At 59.7% G+C, this 16,490-nt stretch carries 17 protein-coding genes; 12 read left to right on the top strand and 5 right to left on the bottom strand.

Features of this window, described 5'->3' with window-relative positions; all coding sequences use genetic code 11:
• Positions 1 to 59: 59 nt before the first annotated feature.
• The 5 genes from EL217_RS07875 (at position 60) to EL217_RS07855 (ending at position 5,099) form a co-directional block, all read left to right on the top strand.
• Positions 60 to 1,103 (top strand): C40 family peptidase, encoded by a 1,044-nt coding sequence (locus EL217_RS07875; protein ID WP_023030474.1) that lies wholly within the window; start codon positions 60 to 62, stop codon positions 1,101 to 1,103.
• Positions 1,104 to 2,207 carry a glycosyltransferase family 4 protein gene (locus EL217_RS07870; protein ID WP_126319440.1) on the top strand — a complete coding sequence of 368 codons (1,104 nt, stop codon included), beginning with the start codon at positions 1,104 to 1,106 and terminating at the stop codon, positions 2,205 to 2,207.
• A gap of 38 nt (positions 2,208 to 2,245) precedes the next feature.
• Positions 2,246 to 3,178 (top strand): ROK family protein, encoded by a 933-nt coding sequence (locus tag EL217_RS07865; protein ID WP_126319438.1) that lies wholly within the window; start codon positions 2,246 to 2,248, stop codon positions 3,176 to 3,178.
• Between the two features lie 23 nt (positions 3,179 to 3,201).
• Complete coding sequence (locus EL217_RS07860; protein WP_126319436.1) at positions 3,202 to 3,942, top strand: lysophospholipid acyltransferase family protein; 741 nt, start codon at positions 3,202 to 3,204, stop codon at positions 3,940 to 3,942.
• Between the two features lie 65 nt (positions 3,943 to 4,007).
• Complete coding sequence (locus EL217_RS07855; protein WP_232018235.1) at positions 4,008 to 5,099, top strand: acyltransferase family protein; 1,092 nt, start codon at positions 4,008 to 4,010, stop codon at positions 5,097 to 5,099.
• Here the strand turns inward: EL217_RS07855 and EL217_RS07850 are convergent.
• Positions 5,005 to 6,192 (bottom strand): glycosyltransferase 87 family protein, encoded by a 1,188-nt coding sequence (locus EL217_RS07850; protein ID WP_126319434.1) that lies wholly within the window; start codon positions 6,190 to 6,192, stop codon positions 5,005 to 5,007. The two genes, EL217_RS07855 and EL217_RS07850, sit on opposite strands and share 95 nt — an antisense overlap.
• Positions 6,193 to 6,267: 75 nt before the next feature.
• On the opposite strand from EL217_RS07850, the gene EL217_RS07845 reads away from it, so the two are divergent.
• Positions 6,268 to 6,777 (top strand): polyadenylate-specific 3'-exoribonuclease AS, encoded by a 510-nt coding sequence (locus EL217_RS07845; protein ID WP_023028997.1) that lies wholly within the window; start codon positions 6,268 to 6,270, stop codon positions 6,775 to 6,777.
• Positions 6,778 to 6,821: 44 nt separating this feature from the next.
• Positions 6,822 to 8,210 (top strand): class II 3-deoxy-7-phosphoheptulonate synthase, encoded by a 1,389-nt coding sequence (locus EL217_RS07840; RefSeq protein ID WP_005283913.1) that lies wholly within the window; start codon positions 6,822 to 6,824, stop codon positions 8,208 to 8,210.
• 9 nt (positions 8,211 to 8,219) lie between these two features.
• Here the strand turns inward: EL217_RS07840 and EL217_RS07835 are convergent, their stop codons facing one another.
• A complete protein-coding gene (locus tag EL217_RS07835) occupies positions 8,220 to 9,575 on the bottom strand; it encodes a protein kinase domain-containing protein (RefSeq protein ID WP_126319432.1) in 1,356 nt (451 codons plus the stop codon).
• A 10-nt stretch (positions 9,576 to 9,585) separates the two neighbouring features.
• Between EL217_RS07835 and EL217_RS07830 the strand changes: the two genes are divergently transcribed.
• On the top strand, positions 9,586 to 9,990 hold the full coding sequence (locus tag EL217_RS07830) for an Rv2175c family DNA-binding protein (protein ID WP_023028995.1): 405 nt from the start codon (positions 9,586 to 9,588) through the stop codon (positions 9,988 to 9,990).
• On the opposite strand, the gene EL217_RS07825 is transcribed toward EL217_RS07830, so the two are convergent.
• The 3 genes from EL217_RS07825 to EL217_RS07815 are packed head-to-tail and all read right to left on the bottom strand — an operon-like array spanning position 9,959 to position 13,176.
• Positions 9,959 to 11,482: an alpha-(1->6)-mannopyranosyltransferase A gene (locus EL217_RS07825; RefSeq protein WP_126319430.1), complete on the bottom strand. Its 1,524-nt coding sequence runs from the start codon at positions 11,480 to 11,482 to the stop codon at positions 9,959 to 9,961. The genes EL217_RS07830 and EL217_RS07825 overlap by 32 nt on opposite strands.
• An 8-nt stretch (positions 11,483 to 11,490) precedes the next feature.
• Positions 11,491 to 12,570 carry a polyprenyl synthetase family protein gene (locus EL217_RS07820; RefSeq protein WP_126319428.1) on the bottom strand — a complete coding sequence of 360 codons (1,080 nt, stop codon included), beginning with the start codon at positions 12,568 to 12,570 and terminating at the stop codon, positions 11,491 to 11,493.
• 51 nt (positions 12,571 to 12,621) lie between these two features.
• Positions 12,622 to 13,176 (bottom strand): GNAT family N-acetyltransferase, encoded by a 555-nt coding sequence (locus EL217_RS07815; protein WP_126319426.1) that lies wholly within the window; start codon positions 13,174 to 13,176, stop codon positions 12,622 to 12,624.
• A gap of 234 nt (positions 13,177 to 13,410) precedes the next feature.
• Here EL217_RS07815 and EL217_RS07810 point away from each other — a divergent pair, with 234 nt between their 5' ends.
• The 4 genes from EL217_RS07810 to rsmH all read left to right on the top strand — a co-directional run bounded on the left by EL217_RS07810 (position 13,411) and on the right by rsmH (position 16,470).
• Positions 13,411 to 13,854: an SAV_6107 family HEPN domain-containing protein gene (locus EL217_RS07810; RefSeq protein ID WP_005278401.1), complete on the top strand. Its 444-nt coding sequence runs from the start codon at positions 13,411 to 13,413 to the stop codon at positions 13,852 to 13,854.
• Between the two features lie 130 nt (positions 13,855 to 13,984).
• Positions 13,985 to 14,386: a DUF3040 domain-containing protein gene (locus EL217_RS07805; protein ID WP_023017226.1), complete on the top strand. Its 402-nt coding sequence runs from the start codon at positions 13,985 to 13,987 to the stop codon at positions 14,384 to 14,386.
• A gap of 440 nt (positions 14,387 to 14,826) precedes the next feature.
• Positions 14,827 to 15,261 (top strand): division/cell wall cluster transcriptional repressor MraZ, encoded by a 435-nt coding sequence (gene mraZ / locus EL217_RS07800; protein ID WP_034654127.1) that lies wholly within the window; start codon positions 14,827 to 14,829, stop codon positions 15,259 to 15,261.
• A gap of 168 nt (positions 15,262 to 15,429) precedes the next feature.
• Positions 15,430 to 16,470, top strand: coding sequence for a 16S rRNA (cytosine(1402)-N(4))-methyltransferase RsmH (rsmH, locus tag EL217_RS07795; RefSeq protein WP_126319424.1), 1,041 nt, complete (start codon positions 15,430 to 15,432; stop codon positions 16,468 to 16,470).
• Positions 16,471 to 16,490: the final 20 nt, after the last annotated feature.

Below are 16,490 nucleotides of genomic sequence, written 5' to 3'. Positions count from 1 at the left end.
CGGCCAAAACCCGCTATAGTAAATTCGATTTTTGAAAATTTTGAGTTGAAGGTCTTCTCGTGTCTAAACGTGTGCTCCCAGCCGCTGCACTAACTGCAGTTCTCGCTGTTACTTCTCTTTCTGGCCTGCCGCAAGTTATCGCGCAAGAGGCGGAACCAAACCAGGAATCTGCCACTGAAAATGTTGACGATCTGGTGGATCGCGTCGGTGAGGTCGCCCGCAAGGTCTCTGCTAAGAACGAGGAAGTCAAAGAGCTAGAAGATAAGCTCGCGGCCAAGGAAGAAGAGGTCGCTCAAGCAGAAGAGGACGCCGATCAGGCACAAGAGCGCGTGCGCGACGCGCAGGGCGATGTCTTCACGCAGCAGGGCCGGGTGGACGATCTGGCACAGTCTCGCTACCGGGGAGACTCCCGTTCCGCCGTCTCGGGCGCTTTGGCAGCAGAAGACCCCGCTGACGCCGTAGAGCGCATGGGTTACTTGGGCGCACTCTCGCGTAAGGCGCAGCGCACCCTCGATGCCAAGGCTGATGCCGCCTCGACGGCCGAAGCGATTCAGCAGGAAGCGGCTGAGGCTGCGAAAAAGGTCCGAAAGGAAAAGAAGGACCTCGAAAAGCAGCGCGATGAGCTGGTAAAGCAAAAGGATGCGCTGGAAGAGCAGCAGGCCGATATCGAGGCGCAGGTGGATGCGCTGAGCGATGAGCAGCGTGAAGCCTGGGAGGGACAATTCGGCGGCACGGATAAGCTGGACATCGACTTGGGCGAGATCGCCGATGGTGCTAGCTCTGCGGCTCTGTCCAAGCTGGGCTCGCCCTATGGTTGGGGCTCTGCCGGCCCGAACCAGTTCGACTGCTCTGGCCTGATGTATTGGGCCTACCAGCAGATTGGTAAGACCATTCCGCGTACCTCGCAGGCGCAAATCGCTGGTGGCACGTCCGTGCCGGTTGACCAGCTGCAGCCTGGCGATATCGTGGGCTACTACCCGGGAGTTACCCACGTCGGAATGTACATTGGCAACGGCCAGGTAGTACATGCCTCGACCTATGGCGTGCCGGTTCAGGTCGTGCCGCTGAACTCGATGCCTATTTCGGGGACTGCACGGTTCTAAGTGGCCCGCATACTGCTGGTAACGAATGACTTTCCTCCCAAAGTCGGAGGAATCCAGTCCTACCTGCGGGACTACCTAGATGCGCTCAACCCAGATGATGTCGTAGTATTCGCTTCGACCCAAGAGCCGCCGGAGGACTATGACGCCTCGGTTGCCTACAAGGTCATCCGGTGGCCACATCGCGTGATGCTGCCCACGCCGGCAACCATGCGTCGCATGCAGGAGATTATCCGGCAAGAGGCTATTGAGGTTGTGTGGTTTGGTGCGGCGGCACCGCTGGCGCTGATGGGAAAGGCTGCGCGGCAGGCGGGGGCGCGCCGCGTGGTGGCAACGACGCATGGCCACGAGGTGGGCTGGTCCATGGTTCCGCTGGCCCGGCAGTGCCTGCGGTTGATTGGCAATAACGCCGATGTCATTACCTATATTTCGGACTACACTCAACGGCGCCTGCGTGGAGCGTTTGGCCCGCACCCCGAGTGGGCGCACCTGCCTTCCGGGGTCAGCCTAGATTCGCTTTCTCCCGCAACCCCTGCCCAGCGCGCTGCGGCAAAGGCGGAGTTTGGGGTAAGTGGGCCGACCATCGTCTGTATTTCCAGGTTGGTACCGCGCAAGGGGCAAGACCAATTATTGCGGGCGATGCCGCATGTCAGGGAAGAATTCCCCGATGCGCAGCTAATGTTGATTGGTCGTGGGCGCTACCACGACGTACTGCAAGAATTGGCAGAGATGTACTGCCCCGATGCGGTGATTCAGCCGGCCCCCAGCATCGAAACCGCGCTTCATGCCGCGGATATTTTTGCCATGCCGGCCCGCACCCGGGGCGGCGGCTTGGACGTGGAAGGCTTGGGCATCGTCTATCTGGAAGCACAAGCCTGCGGGCTGCCGGTCGTTGCCGGTGATTCTGGGGGAGCACCGGAGACCATTACGGAGGAGACGGGGATCGTCGTCAAGGGCGCGTCCGTCGATGAGCTCGTGGAGGCCTTGAAGGCGCTCTTGCGCTCGCCAGAAATGCGTACTCGTATGGGGCAGGCGGGGCGCAGGCACGTTGAAAAGCACTGGAGCTGGGAGATCATGGGGCAGCGGCTGAGAAAGCTTATGGCTTGATGTGACCCTGGCCCGGTTGTCGGTATATTCTGATATCCATGCTTGAAAACAACTCCGCCGATCTTACTATCGGCTTCGATGTCGGTGGCACCAATGTGCGCGGTGGAGTAATCACTCGAGACGGGGAAATCCTTGCGAGTCGCACCATGCCAACGTCGGGGGATCCGCGCCAGCTTGACGATGACCTGGTAGCGATCGTCGAAGAGCTGCGCGTGGACTACCCCGTGGGCGCGGTGGGCCTTGCCGTGGCGGGATTTTTGGACCCAGAGTGCGAAACCGTCCGCTTTGCCCCGCACCTGCCGTGGCGGAATGCGCCCGTCCGGAGAAACCTCGCGGAGCGCTTGGGGCTGCATGTCCGGCTGGAGCACGATGCCAACTCCGCTGCCTGGGGTGAATGGCGCTTTGGTGCGGGGCGCGGCGCGAAGGATTGGGTATTTTTTGCCGTTGGCACCGGCATCGGCGCGACCTTAATGACCCATGACACCATCTACCGCGGCGCGTTTGGAACGGCCCCGGAATTCGGCCATATCGTGGTGGTGCCGAATGGCAGGCAGTGCTCGTGCGGCAAGCGAGGATGCCTAGAGCGCTACGCCTCTGGCACGGCGTTGCCGGATACCGCGCGGGAATTGCGGCCAGACTATGAGACCACCTTGCCGCCATACCCCACCGGTGAGCAGGTCGCACGTGCGGCCCGTGGGGGAGACCCACTCGGCATTGCGGTAATGGAGAACTTTGGTCAGTGGTTGGGCCAAGGCCTATCCATCGTGGCAGATGTGCTCGATCCGGAGCTCATCGTGATCGGCGGCGGGGTGTCCCAAGACGCGGATATGTACTTGGAGGAAGCCACCGCTGCCATGGGCCGAGATATCGTCGGCGCTGGGCATCGCCCCCTTGCTCGCGTTGCAACCGCGGAATTGGGCTCGGCAGCAGGTATGATTGGCGTAGCTGACTTGGCCCGCCGCGGCCACTAGAACGAGCGAAGGACGAGCTGGAGATGAAAAACAAGTGGTACTGGGCGTTTAAGCATATCTTTTTCGGTCCCGCCCTGCGTGTATGGAACCGCCCTTGGTCAGAAGGAATGGAAAAAATCCCTGCTGAGGGCCCCGCGATTTTGGCATCCAACCACCAAGCGGTGATGGATTCCTTCTTCTTCCCTTTGCTGTGCCCGCGCCAAATTACGTTCTTGGCCAAGGCCGAGTACTTCACCACCCCCGGGCTCGTGGGCGGCATGCAGAAGTGGTTTTTTAGCTCCGTCGGGCAGGTCCCCATTGAGCGCGATCACGAATCAGCCAGCCAAGCCATGCTCGAAACCGCGCGGAAGATTTTGGGGCGCGATGATCTCTTTGGCATCTACCCAGAGGGCACACGTTCCCCAGATGGGCGTGTGTACAAGGGTCGTACCGGAATGGGGCGCATCGCGATGGAGACCAATCAGCCGGTCTATCCCATCGCCATGATCAATTCTCGCAAGGCCAACCCGATCGGGTCGTGGATTGTCCGCCCCGCCAAGGTGGGCGTGCGCGTGGGAGACCCCATCTACCCGCACGATTGGGCGCGCGAAAACGGCATGGATCCACAGAAGCACGAGACCATCCGTGCTTTTACGGATATGGTCATGAAGACCTTAGCCGAGCTCTCCGGCAATCCCTATGTGGATGTCTATGCGGCTGATGTGAAGGAATCATTAAAGGCCGGCCACGGGTACCCCGCCGGTGCGGAGATTAAAGGGAGGTAATTACAATTCCTCAGGCCCGCTTAGCGTGGCCGGATACCGCAAAAGGAATTTCTATCATCGGCGTGGTGCTCCTACACATCACGCTGAAGGTGCCAGGAGCCGAACAAACGTGGCTTGCAACTCTCAATACCTTTCTCGATCCCCTGCGCCTTCCCCTGTTCTTTCTGGTCTCCGGCTACTTCTCTTATAAAGTCTTTCGTTACAATTTCGCGGAGTTATTCACCCGCCGCCTCTGGTTCTTCCTCATCCCTTATCTGGTGTGGATGTCCGTGGAGCACTTGACCAAACAGCTGGAGTACCAGTGGGTTTTCGGTGACTCTTCTTGGGGCATGACCGACATGGTGTATAACCTCTTGCTCGGCCATACCATGGCGTGGTTTATCCATGCGCTCATTTTGTTCAACTTATTTCTGTGGTGCGTGCGCAAATTGCCTGCGTGGGCGGGCATCGGGCTGAGCTTTACCCCCGTTATTTTTATTGCATGGCAGGAACAGTTTCAGTTTATTAGCAAGGCCATCATGTTCCTGCCCATCTTCGTCGGTGCAGCCTACCTGCGGGAGCCGATTACCCGTTTTGCCGCCGCAGCAGAAGAGGTATTCCACGGCTCGTGGACCGTGCGCAGCGTTGGGGCATATGCCGCGGCCATCGGCACGTACTGTGTTGGCCTGGCATTGCGCCACGCGTGGGACGGCAACGAAGCAGACATTGCTTTTAACTGGCCCCTGTTGGGCGCGGACTTTTTGGAGTGGGGAGATATCAACCTATTAGTGCGCTTCGCGGAACAGGTGCTAGAAGTGCCCGCGGGAATCGTTGGGGCCGTACTCATTAGCCACATTCCGTGGATTGCAGAAGGCGTGAAGTTCGTCGGCCGGCACACGCTGCCGATTTATCTCTCGCACCCCATCGGGCTGACCGTGGGCTATGGGTACTACATGGCGCATCATGACTATGTCGTCTCTTTGGCTGGGTCGTGGCCGCTGGAAAATACGTGGTTCTGGATCGCCATGTGCTTTATCTTTACGGCCATTTCCTCCCTGGCGCTGTGGGCGCTGGGGAAGGTCCCTATCCTTGGCTGGACGCTGGTTCCGCCGCGGATCGATCGGCGCCGCCCCGCCGTAGAGCCAATGGTAGCGAACAAGCAACCAACAACACGGTGATGATGACGTAGTCATTGCCAACGATGTGCTGCCACCCTGTCCAATCCAGCTCCTGGTCCTCGGTATGCGGAACCTGCCAGTGGCCGCGGGCGAAAAGTGCCAGCCAGGTGAGTGCAGCGAGGATCCAGCGGCGGCTGGCCACCAGGTAGATGCCCGCTAATACCAGCCAGGTAAAGTGGTGCGACCACGATACGGGGGAGCACAGCAGCGATACGGAGGCTGCCAGCAGCATGAGCACAACCTGGTTACCGCGGGACAGGCGCTCCATGGCAAACCACACGATCGCGATGACGACGATGACGCCAACGAGCCACAGGGTTTCTGCGTTATCGGGGCTTAAGCGGGTAAATAGCCCTCGCAAGGATTGGTTGGCGCTATAGGCCAGGCCGCCGATGCGCTCGGAATCGCGCAGGGTAGAGGTCCAATACTCAATCGAGCTGTGCGGATTGGCGGCAAAGGCGATAAGGCCGGCGGCCACGAAGGAGCCCAGGGTGGTAAAGAAGGCCTTCCATTCGCGGCGGACGAAGAAGACAGCCAAAAAGACCGCCGGGGTGAGCTTGATGGCAATGGCGATGCCGGTCAGGATGCCGTGGGCCTTTTTCACCCACAGCAAATCAATGACCACGAGTGCGGTGAGCAGGATATTGATCTGGCCAAAGCTAAAGGTCTGCGTAATTGGCTCGGCCAGCATGGCGGCAAAAAGCCCCCAGGCCGCCCATTGTTGGCAATTGAGGGTGCGCAATACCAGCGCAATGCAGACCCACAAGGCGAGCACGGAGAGGACCGTGATCACCACTGCGGCAGCGGTGAGGGGGATCCACTGGAGTGGGGCGAAGAGCAGGGCCGCAAACGGTGGGTAGGTAAAGGGGAGAGAGACGTTGCGGTCGGTGCCTACGAAATAGTCGCGGTTATAAAGGTCGCTGCCGAATCCGGCCCCGCCTTCGCGGTACACATCGAGGTCAATGTGGTAAAAGGCGCGAAAATCACCGGCGAATAAGGCAGGAATATCGATAATCCACCACAGGGCGGCAAGCGCTGACAGGATTAGGGGGAGGGCGGTGGTCCACAGGGATTTATTATCGGTTCGGCTCACCTGCAAAATTTTACAGCGGCGCGATCGTGGGGCCAATTTCCCGCGCCCGTCGCCGCAGCGCTAGGCTTGTACAACGTGCGTTACTTCTATGACACCGAATTTATCGAGGATGGCAAGACCATTGAATTGGTCTCCATCGGCATCGTCGGTGAGAACGGAAGTGAATATTATGCCGTATCCACGGATTTTGACCCGTCCAAGGCCAACTCTTGGGTCAAGGAAAACGTCTTGGCCAAACTACCCAGTCCCCAGGATTCCGCATGGAAGCCGGCGAGCACCATCCGCACGGAAATCCTGGAGTTTTTAACGCGCAGCTCTACGCCCATTGAATTGTGGGCGTGGGTCGGCGCGTATGACCACGTGGTATTGGCGCAGCTGTGGGGCGATATGGCGAGCTTGCCCAAGCGCCTGCCGCGCTATACCCGCGAGCTAAAGCAGCTGTGGGAGTTCGCCGGCCGCCCCAGCTTGCCGGCCGTGCCCAAGGGCAACCACGATGCGCTTGTCGATGCCCGCCATAACCTCGCCAAATTCCGCGCCTGCACCGAGGTCTTGCCCTTGTCCAAGGGTAATAGAATCAATTTCTAGCAGTTAACTACCAAGCGACAGGCATTAAATGGTTAAATGGAAGAGTGAGTTGGACAGTAGATATTCCCCAAAGCGTTCTGCCTGATCTTCCGCCCTTGCCTGAGGGCATCGAGGAGGTCTTCCAGGACGTCATCAAGCGCGATGCAAAGCAACAGCCCAGTTGGGATCCCACCCAAGCCGATAACGTGCGCAAGATTCTCGAGTCGGTGCCGCCCATCGTGGTTGCCCCAGAGATCGAGAAGCTCAAGCGGCAGCTTGCCGATGTCGCACTAGGCAACGCCTTCCTGTTGCAAGGCGGCGATTGCGCCGAGACCTTTGAATCGAATACCGAGCCGCATATTCGCGGCAACGTGAAGACCCTGCTGCAGATGGCCGTCGTTTTGACCTATGGCGCGTCCGTTCCAGTGGTGAAGCTGGGGCGCATTGCTGGGCAGTATGCCAAGCCGCGTTCCTCGGATACGGATGCGAATGGCCTATTAAATTACCGCGGGGACATCGTCAATGGCGTGGACCCCACCGATGAGGATCGCCGCCACGATCCTGCCCGCATGATCCGTGCTTACGCTAACTCTTCTGCCGCCATGAACTTGGTGCGCTCGCTGACCTCCTCCGGCACCGCGGATCTCTACCGCCTGCATGAATGGAACCGCGAGTTCGTCCGCAAATCGCGCGCGGGTGCCCGCTACCAGGACTTGGCCCGCGAGATTGAGAATGGCCTGAAGTTCATGAATGCGTGCGGCGTGCAGGATTCCACCCTGCACTCGGCGGATATTTACTGCTCGCACGAGGCGCTGCTCAAGGATTATGAGCGTTCCATGCTGCGCTTGGGCCAAGACGATAATGGCGATACCAAGCTCTATGACCTCTCCGCACACCAGGTGTGGATTGGTGAGCGCACCCGTGGTCTGGATGACTTCCACGTTAATTTCGCTGCCATGATCGGCAACCCGGTGGGCATCAAGCTCGGGCCTGGCGCTACTCCAGAGCAGGCCGTGGAATACGCCGAAAAGCTAGATCCCAACCGCGAGCCAGGCCGCCTGACCATCATCTCCCGCATGGGCCACGACAAGGTTCGCAGCGTCTTGCCGCCCATCATCAAGGCCGTCGAAGATTCTGGGCACACCGTGGTATGGCAGTCCGACCCCATGCACGGCAATACCTTTACCTCGTCCAACGGGTACAAGACCCGCCACTTCGACAAGATCGTCGACGAGGTGCAGGGCTTTTTCGAGGTACACCGCGATTTGGGCACCCACCCGGGCGGCGTGCACCTGGAGTTCACTGGGGAAGACGTGACGGAATGCTTGGGTGGAGCCGAGGACATTACCGACCTGGACCTGCCGGGCCGCTATGAATCCGCCGTGGATCCGCGCCTGAATACGCAGCAGTCCCTCGAGCTCTCGTTCCTCATCGCGGAGATGCTGCGGAACTAGGGGCGCCACCTAGACCCAGAGGGACGGGGTCCCTTCGTAATAGGAGGAACCAAACCACCACCCGCTGATAGCGACCGCGCCGGTTGCCACCGCCACTGCGAGGAGAAAAACCAGCAGTGAGGCAGGATGGCGATTGGTCAGGGGCCGCTCGGCGGGTTCTTCTTCTGCCGCCTGTGCCGGCGGCTGCGCAGCAGACTGCGCTGCTGCTCCCACGCCCGCAGCGGGTGCTGGGTCGGGGACAGGAGCCGGGGCCGGGGACGGTGCTGGAGCAGGTGCCAGCGGCGGCTCGGGGGAATCGTCGACGGGCGCTTGGGGGACATCGAGGCGCGTTTCAAAGTCTGGCTGCTGCGGATCCGGCTCGGGCTCAGGGGGAATGACCTCGGTGGGCCCGCCGTCTAAATGCTCGGTAGCGCCCTGCGGGATGGTCCGCGTGGGCTCAAATACATCCGTGGCGCCGATGCCGGAATAATCCGTCGGCGTTTGCGCGGTGCGCGCGGCGGCCGCATTGCGGGGAACCGGGATGGTCACCGTGGGTAGATCCAATTCCCGGCAAATATCCTCGATGGCATCCAAAAACTCCCCGGCATCGGCAAAGCGCTCGCGGGGATCGCGGGCGGTGGCGGTGGCTACGAGGGCATCGACAAGCTTGGGTACGCCCTCAGCGCGCGTGGATGGGGCGGGAACGTCATCGTATAGGCGCGCGGTGGCGTGCGCGATCGGGGTGTCTCCGGAAAAGGGCACGGTTCCGGTGAGGAGCTCAAAAAGCACGATGCCGGCCGAATACACGTCGGTAGCGGGGGTTATATCCTCACCGGTGACCTGTTCCGGTGCCAAGTACGAGACGGTGCCGACGATCATATTTGAGGTTGCCTGCGCATTCGTCGCACGCACCAAGCCGAAATCGCCCAATTTCACCCGGTGATGCGAGGTAATGAGCACGTTATCCGGCTTAATATCGCGGTGGATAAGCCCCGTCGAGTGCACCTCGGTCAAGCCCTGGAGCACGCTGCGCAGCGTCGATAAAGCGGCAGGGACGGTAAGGGGGCCGCCTTCGGCAAGCAGCTCGCGCAAGGTGCCGCCATCGATGAGCTCCATGATGAGGTAAATGGGCTCGCCGTCAGCGGAAAAATCATGAATGGCCACGAGGTTGGGGTGCTGCAACCGCGCCATCGCGCGGGCCTCGCGGGAAAAGCGCTTGATAAAAACCGGGTCATCGTCATAGCGCTCATCCATGACCTTTGCGGCCACTTGCCGGCCCAAGCGCATATCCACGCAGCGATAGACGGTAGACATACCGCCGCGGGCGATGGGGCGATCGATGCGGTAACGGTCTTCCAACACGTCACCAATTTCCAACCTAGTCATACCTCCCAGTATGGCCGATCCCCTAGGCCGCGTTAAAGTAGGTGGCGTGACTAACGCAGAAAACTCCCTGAATTCCTTATTGGCCGGCGAAGAGCTGCTCAGCATGCAGCAGGTGGCAGACAAGCTGGGCCTTCCCATCACCCGCGCCTATGACTTGCTCCAGGACCGCAAATTCATTGTCTGGGACTCGCCCGAAGGCAAGCGCGTGCCGCTGGCATTCTTCAACGACAAGGGGAGCATTGCCAAGCACGTCACGGGCGTTATCACTGTGCTTTCCGATGGCGGCTATGACGACGAAGAGATCCTGCGCCACCTATTTACCGCAGATGACTCCCTGCCTGGCCGGCCCATCGACGCCCTGCACGGGCACCTGGCGCGCGAGGTTATTCGGCGGGCGCAGGCGTCTGCTTTTTAACCCAGCGCTTGGGGAGTTGAGGGCCTTTTTGGCTCACGCCATCGAACATCCACTGCGTTGCGGACCAAGACACAACGATGAGGCCAATGACCCAGAACCAGTTATAGAGCTGGTGGTTGCCGTCGCCGGAAAAGCTCAAGCTGATAAATAGCGCTACGCCGGAGGTAAACTTCAGCAGCCACAGCGGCGGGCGGAAGGTGCCCATGAGCGTGAAGATGGAGGCGTAGTACCACGGCAGGGTCACCGAGTTGAAGACGAAGGCAACCTGGTAGGCCGCCGCGGTGCCCATAATGGCATCGCGGGCCGTGTGCCGGCTTAGCCACCACACGATGACCAACCCGATGAGCATGCACACCATCGCGATTGTGCGCAGGACGCCCAGGATGGCGTTATAGGATGCCTCCGGGTCAAAAATGTGGACCGCCGGGACGATGATGTCCGCGGCCAATGTCGGGCCCGCCAAGGGGTTAATCACCTTAGAATTGCCGCTGACCTGGGATAGCCAGCCCCACGAGGTGCCGGAGGCCCAGGTGATAAGCGCCACGGACGCGATGATTTCCACGGCAGCGATGAGCCCTGAGCAGACGAAAACCACCGCGGTGCGCGCCGCGGTAGAACCCTTGGGCGCGTAGCGGTGCAGCATCAGCCAGACGATGAAGGGGGCGGCAAAAATCGCGGTAGCCTTCATCGCCACCGCCGTGCCGACTAGCAGCAGCGCGGCGTGGAAGCGCTGGTGCAGCGCGGCCAAAAGCCCCAACGACACCAGGCCGACCATGAGGGATTCATTGTGCATGCCACCGATAAGGTGCAAGATGATGACTGGGTTGGCAACGCCGATCCACAGCGCGACCGCCGGATCCGCGCCGAGCTTTCGGGCGATCCGCGGGACCGTCCACGCAATAAGGACAAAGCCTGATAGCGAAAGCAGCTTATAGATGATGATGCCGACGGTGACATTATCGCCCACGACGGTGGTGACGATTTTGCCAATCCACAGGTGCAGCGGTCCATACGGGGTGGTGGTATTGCGCCAGTCTTGTGAGACCTCGAGCAGGAAGGGCCCGGGGTTGACGGCGGCGCCCTCGGTATAGGGGTCGAATCCATCGCGGACCATGGCGCCCTGCATGAGGTAGGAATACACGTCCCTGGAAGCCATAGGGCCGGCGAATAGCAGTGGGGTGACCCATGCGATAAGGATGCGTTGTAACTCGCGTACCCCTCCCTCCGGGCGCGGGTGTTTAAGCTGCTTGCGTATAATCATGCGCCCGGCAAGCACCCAGGCGGCGGCGAGGAGGAAAATGCCCACCCAATACAGCACCAACCCGAGGTTGCGGCCGTGGCCATAGGAGAAGAAGCCGATATTGAGCGCTTCGAGCACGCCGCCGCGATTGCGGGTCGAGCCGCCGGAAAAGGACGAGAAAAGGAGCACGCACGAGGCAACGAGGCCCAGCGGGAGCGCGCGGGGGACTGGCAAGGAGTAGGTATTGGCCACGGTGATACCTACTTTTGGCGCGTCGTCGCCTGAACGGCCAGGTGCTCTAGCGTTTCCGTGATCTGCGGATCCACGTTCGCCGCACGCAGATGAGCCAACCCGGATTCCGTCAACGCGGTAATGCGGCGCTCAATTTCATCCGGGGCGCCGGAATCCGCAATGATTTGGGATAGGCGCAGCAGGTCCTGCGTATCGGAGGTACGGCCGATGAATTTCCGCAGGGTAGCGGCGGCGCTGGGATCGCGTTCATCGGCGCGCTGTAGCGCTAAGGCCAGAAGCTCCGTGCGCTTGCCCTCTCGCAGATCGTCGCCGGCGGGCTTGCCTGTAATGGCAGGGTCCCCAAAGACCCCCAGTTGGTCATCGCGCAGCTGATAGGCAATGCCGATATCGTACCCATAGCCGCGGAAAGCCGAGATGAGTTCCTCGCTCGCCCCCGCGATGGCAGCGCCCAAATGCAGGGGCCGCTCGATGGTATATGCGGCGGTTTTGTAGCGATTGACGGAATTGCTCAGCGCCACCGATTCCGAACCGGCTGCCTCGAGGGAAATATCGAGCAATTGGCCGCCCAAAACCTCGGTGCGCATTCCCCGCCAGGGCTCGCGCGCACGCTGCAAAGCCTCCGGGCTGAGCCCAGAATCCTGGAACATATCCTCGGCATAAACCAGCGCAAAATCGCCCACCAAGATGGCCACGGACGTGCCAAAGAATTCCGGATCCCCTAAGAAATCGGATTCTCGGTGAAGGCGCTCTGCTCCCCGATGCACCGTCGGTTTCCCGCGCCTCGTATTCGACGCGTCAATGATGTCATCGTGGATTAACGCGCAGGCTTGGATGAACTCCAGTGAGGATGCCGCGCGCAGCATCGCCTCTGGGGATTCCGAACCGCGGCCTGCGGCGAGGTAACCCGCCCACGCATACATGGGGCGCACCCTTTTCCCGCCGTCGAGGACGAATGATTCCAAAAAGCTCATGGCGGTACTGACCGGGGCGCCGATTTCTGCCACGTGATCCCGGCGCTGGTCCAAGAAGATAGCCAGTTTTTCGCGCACCGCGCCGGGGATATCCGCAAGCTCAGGAATATTCGTCATAGTCACACCTCCACACGATACCGCCTTGGGCCGAGAAGAAATAACACAGGTTTATAGCGGCAGGCCCACTCCCAAAATGGCAAAGGGTCGGGGATCTGCGGGGTAGCGATGGTGGCGCACGACATCAAAGAAGCCCACAGACCGGTATAGGCGAAAAGCCCCGTTGGCTTCCTGTGGTGCTTCCGGCGTTGACAATAAGGCAAATCGGGCAGGGATATTCCATAAGAGCCCTTCGAGTAGCTGCTTGCCTAAACCGTGGCCTTGAAAGGAAGGCAGCACGTGTACTTCAGCCACCTCAAAGTAGCTGCGCAGCATGCTCCATTCGGACTCAGTTGGCCCGCCGTTGCAGCGCAGGGCGCGGCGCAGCTCGGAATCCCACCAAGTATCTGGTGAGCCCAAAAATCCATAGGCCACTCCCACGACGCCATTGTCATGCGCAGCGATAAGAGCTGTAAACCCGGGACGCATGGAATCCGCCCGCCAATTGTCCACGCTGCGCGAAAACGTGACCGGATCGTATCCCATGGCCTCGATGTAGATCTCCACGAGTTGGGGAGCCAGCATAGAGAACTCTTGCGGGGTTAAGCGGCGGATTTCGAAACTCACGGTATCTATCACACCAGATACGCACGTCCACCGGCGGACAAGGGTGGGGGCGGGGTTATTCCATCGAGCCCTAAGGGATTTCGAACTGTGTTCGATTTGTAGGCAGTTATGACTGGTAAAACTCTTGAGTAATTCGAACATGTGAACTAGAATAGGGGTAGATGTCCGGTTGGCTACTTAAAGTGAGCGGCAATCGAACACGGTTAGCTATTAGCGCAGTACAGGAGAAAAACAATGGCACAGATTATTTCGGCAACGCAGTCCCGCTCTACCGGTCGCTTCGCTGGCAAGCAGGGCGCGAAGCGGGCTCACTTTCTTTTCCAGGCCCGCGAGCTTCTAGATCGGGCGAGGGGCTACGCGGCAGATGGTCGCTTTGATCAGGCGCTGGAGGTGGCCTATCAGTCCGCATTGCGTACGGCGGGTGCTCGAGTAGCGGTATCGGTGGTCTCTCGCCGCCGGCGTCTGCCAACGAGCGCCTGGGACCGCTTGGCTTTGGTTGGGGCCGAGGAAAAGCAGTGGGCCGAGGCTTTTAAGTCCTACTCTCGTACCCGTGCCCGGGTAGCATCTGGCTTGGATGCAACTCCAGATGAGGAATATGTCTACGGGCTAATGCAGCAGGCGGCGCAATTTTTAGATGAGAGTGAAGCCGAGACGATTCTGGGATCCTTTGCGGCATAGCAGCAGCATAGCGGCGCCATAATCACTGTTGAGGGGAATAACTACCTTTTGGGGAACATACTGGTTACTCTGGACGTTAGTATTGGTAGAAGATATATCGGCCGAAGCCCAGTCCCTAGTTGGAGGAAAAGTGTCTCTTTCTGAGCAGGAGCAACGCACGCTCCGTGAAATAGAGGAATCGTTATTAGCGGACGATCCTAAATTTGGCGCTTCTGTGTCTGAATCTACCTCGATCGGCGGTTCCGGCGGCGCAGTTACCCTGCGTGGGATTGCGCTCATCGTGGTTGGTCTGTGCATGCTTGTTGGCGGCGTGGCCTTGGCGCAGCAAAGCTTGTGGTTTATTGCGTTGTCCATCGCCGGGTTCTTAGTCATGTTCGCTTCCGGCGTGTGGATGCTTCGCGGCGACCAGCCTGCTGGTAGCGGAAAGAAAAAGTCCACCAATGGGCGGTCAAAGAAGGCAGCCTCGTCTCGTAACAGTGGAGTAGGCAGCAAGCTGGAAGAAAACTTCCGTCGGCGCTTTGAGGAAAGCTAGCCGCGAACTTTCCATTTCCCCAGTCACCAGGAAGGGTGGCTGGGGATTTTTTACGCCTTACCAAAATTTCCCACTTTGCCCCACCTTCTGACCAAAACCGCGGCGCGGTGGGGGATTGTGGGTAGTAGAGGGCGGTAGCAGGTCCAATATGCAGGCATTGCGCTGTAAGTGGTGTATGAGGTGGGGCGATCTTGGTGTTGTAAGTGGGACTAAAGGGGTTGATTTTTGGGGTTGTCAAGGTGGGGCGCGGGATTTCTCCCCACCGAAAAAACATGCTTTTAGCTGCGCATACGTTTTGGGTTGCTGAGAATATGGCGATTTAAGTGGGGCATGTGGGGGAAAGTGGGGTAGAGTGGGGCGCAGCGGAGGAATGGGGTTGAAAAACTCTCTTCTGACGTGAGGGAATCCGGAGTTGTCGAGTGAGGAAGGTGGACGCCGGGATGTTTCTCGGAACCTACACTCCGAAACTTGATGACAAAGGGCGCTTAACGCTTCCTGCAAAATTTCGCGACGAGCTCGCCGGTGGCCTGATGGTTACCAAGGGGCAGGACCATTCTTTGGCCGTGTACCCGCGCGAAGAGTTCGCCGAACGCGCACGGAAGGCTGCGGCGGTTTCTCGAACCAATCCGGAAGCGCGCGCTTTCATTCGTAACTTGGCTGCAAGTGCGGACGAACAGCGGCCCGACGGGCATGGTCGCATCACCTTGTCCGCAGGCCACCGTGAGTACGCGGGTTTGTCCAAAGAGTGCGTGGTGGTTGGCTCGGTAGATTTCCTCGAAATTTGGGATGCAGCCGCGTGGGCTGAGTATCAATCGCAAACTGAAGATGCTTATTCGGCAGCAGATGCCGATGACGTACTTGCGGGATTGCTGTAAGCGCCCGCATCTCGAGTGCGTGTAAGGACTCTGTCCGAGGCGGATGATTCTGGTGTACTTCCCCGATATCAGAAACCTGCCTCGGACAGGGCCCTATATGCACTCGCCGTGCTTTCCACGATAGGAAGTCCTGCACAGCGGAAATAAGAAAGGGGGACCCGGGGAGACATGGCTACAACTAACCTTAATTACGATGTCGCGGATAACCACGGCCATGTGCCGGTCATGCGCGAGCGCATGGCACAGCTCCTGCGCCCCGGGGTAGAGGCTGCGGGCTCGCAGGCTGTGCTTGTCGATGCCACCTTAGGTGCCGGCGGCCACAGCGAGTACTTCCTCCAGACCTTTCCGCAGGCACGCGTTATCGGTGTGGACCGCGATGAGCAGGCATTGCAGAATGCTTCGGCGAGGCTAGAGCCCTTCGGCCCGCGTTTTTGCGCGGTCAATGCACGCTTCGATGGGCTGGGTACCGCCATTGCCCAGGGCGAGGGCGATATCTTTGATGCTGCCCGCGCCCACGGTATTGCGGGAGCCCTCTTCGATTTGGGCGTTTCTTCCATGCAGCTGGATCAGGCAGAGCGCGGCTTTGCCTATAAGACGGATGCGCCGCTGGATATGCGGATGGATCCGAGCCACGGGCTTACCGCCGCTGACGTGCTCAATACGTATTCGCACGGGGACTTGGCGCGGATTCTCAAGACCTATGGTGACGAGCGTTTCGCGGGCAAGATTGCCTCCGCCGTGCTCAAGGAGCGCGAGAAGGAACCGTTTAGCACCTCGGGCCGCTTGGTTGAGCTTTTATACTCGACCATTCCGGCGGCAACGCGCCGCACGGGCGGGCACCCGGCAAAGCGCACGTTCCAGGCGCTGCGGGTAGAGGTCAACCGCGAGTTGGAGGCCATTGAAAATGTGCTTCCCGTAATCACCAGTGCGCTTTCCATTGGGGCGCGCGCGGTTTTTATGAGCTACCAGTCTTTAGAAGACCGCCTCGTAAAGGCAGCATTCAAGGACCTTTCTACGTCCACCACGCCTGCCGGTCTACCGATGGATTTGCCGGGCACCGCACCGGAATTCGCCACGGTCACCCGCGGGGCCGAAAAGGCATCCGCGGCGGAGGTAGAAGAAAATTCCCGCGCCGCGTCGGTGCGCGTGCGCGCCCTTGAACGGCTTGAAGGCACGCCAGAATTTTTACCACCGGGAGGCAAGAAATGAGCACCATCCCACGCCGAAAC

The sequence above is a fragment of the Corynebacterium segmentosum genome (assembly GCF_900637825.1).
Classification (GTDB): Bacteria; Actinomycetota; Actinomycetes; order Mycobacteriales; family Mycobacteriaceae; genus Corynebacterium; species Corynebacterium accolens.
The sequence above is the reverse complement of the archived record's forward strand: the minus strand, read 5'-3'. Positions and strand labels throughout refer to the sequence as shown.

What these genes read in the sequence shown, in the direction of transcription:
- EL217_RS07865 (WP_126319438.1), top strand. Translation starts at nt 2,246, where the DNA reads ATGCTTGAAAACAACTCCGCCGATCTTACTATCGGCTTCGATGTCGGT.
- EL217_RS07860 (WP_126319436.1), top strand. Translation starts at nt 3,202, where the DNA reads ATGAAAAACAAGTGGTACTGGGCGTTTAAGCATATCTTTTTCGGTCCC.
- EL217_RS07835 (WP_126319432.1), bottom strand. Translation starts at nt 9,575, where the DNA reads ATGACTAGGTTGGAAATTGGTGACGTGTTGGAAGACCGTTACCGCATC.
- EL217_RS07830 (WP_023028995.1), top strand. Translation starts at nt 9,586, where the DNA reads ATGGCCGATCCCCTAGGCCGCGTTAAAGTAGGTGGCGTGACTAACGCA.
- EL217_RS07820 (WP_126319428.1), bottom strand. Translation starts at nt 12,570, where the DNA reads ATGACGAATATTCCTGAGCTTGCGGATATCCCCGGCGCGGTGCGCGAA.
- EL217_RS07810 (WP_005278401.1), top strand. Translation starts at nt 13,411, where the DNA reads ATGGCACAGATTATTTCGGCAACGCAGTCCCGCTCTACCGGTCGCTTC.
- mraZ (WP_034654127.1), top strand. Translation starts at nt 14,827, where the DNA reads ATGTTTCTCGGAACCTACACTCCGAAACTTGATGACAAAGGGCGCTTA.
- rsmH (WP_126319424.1), top strand. Translation starts at nt 15,430, where the DNA reads ATGGCTACAACTAACCTTAATTACGATGTCGCGGATAACCACGGCCAT.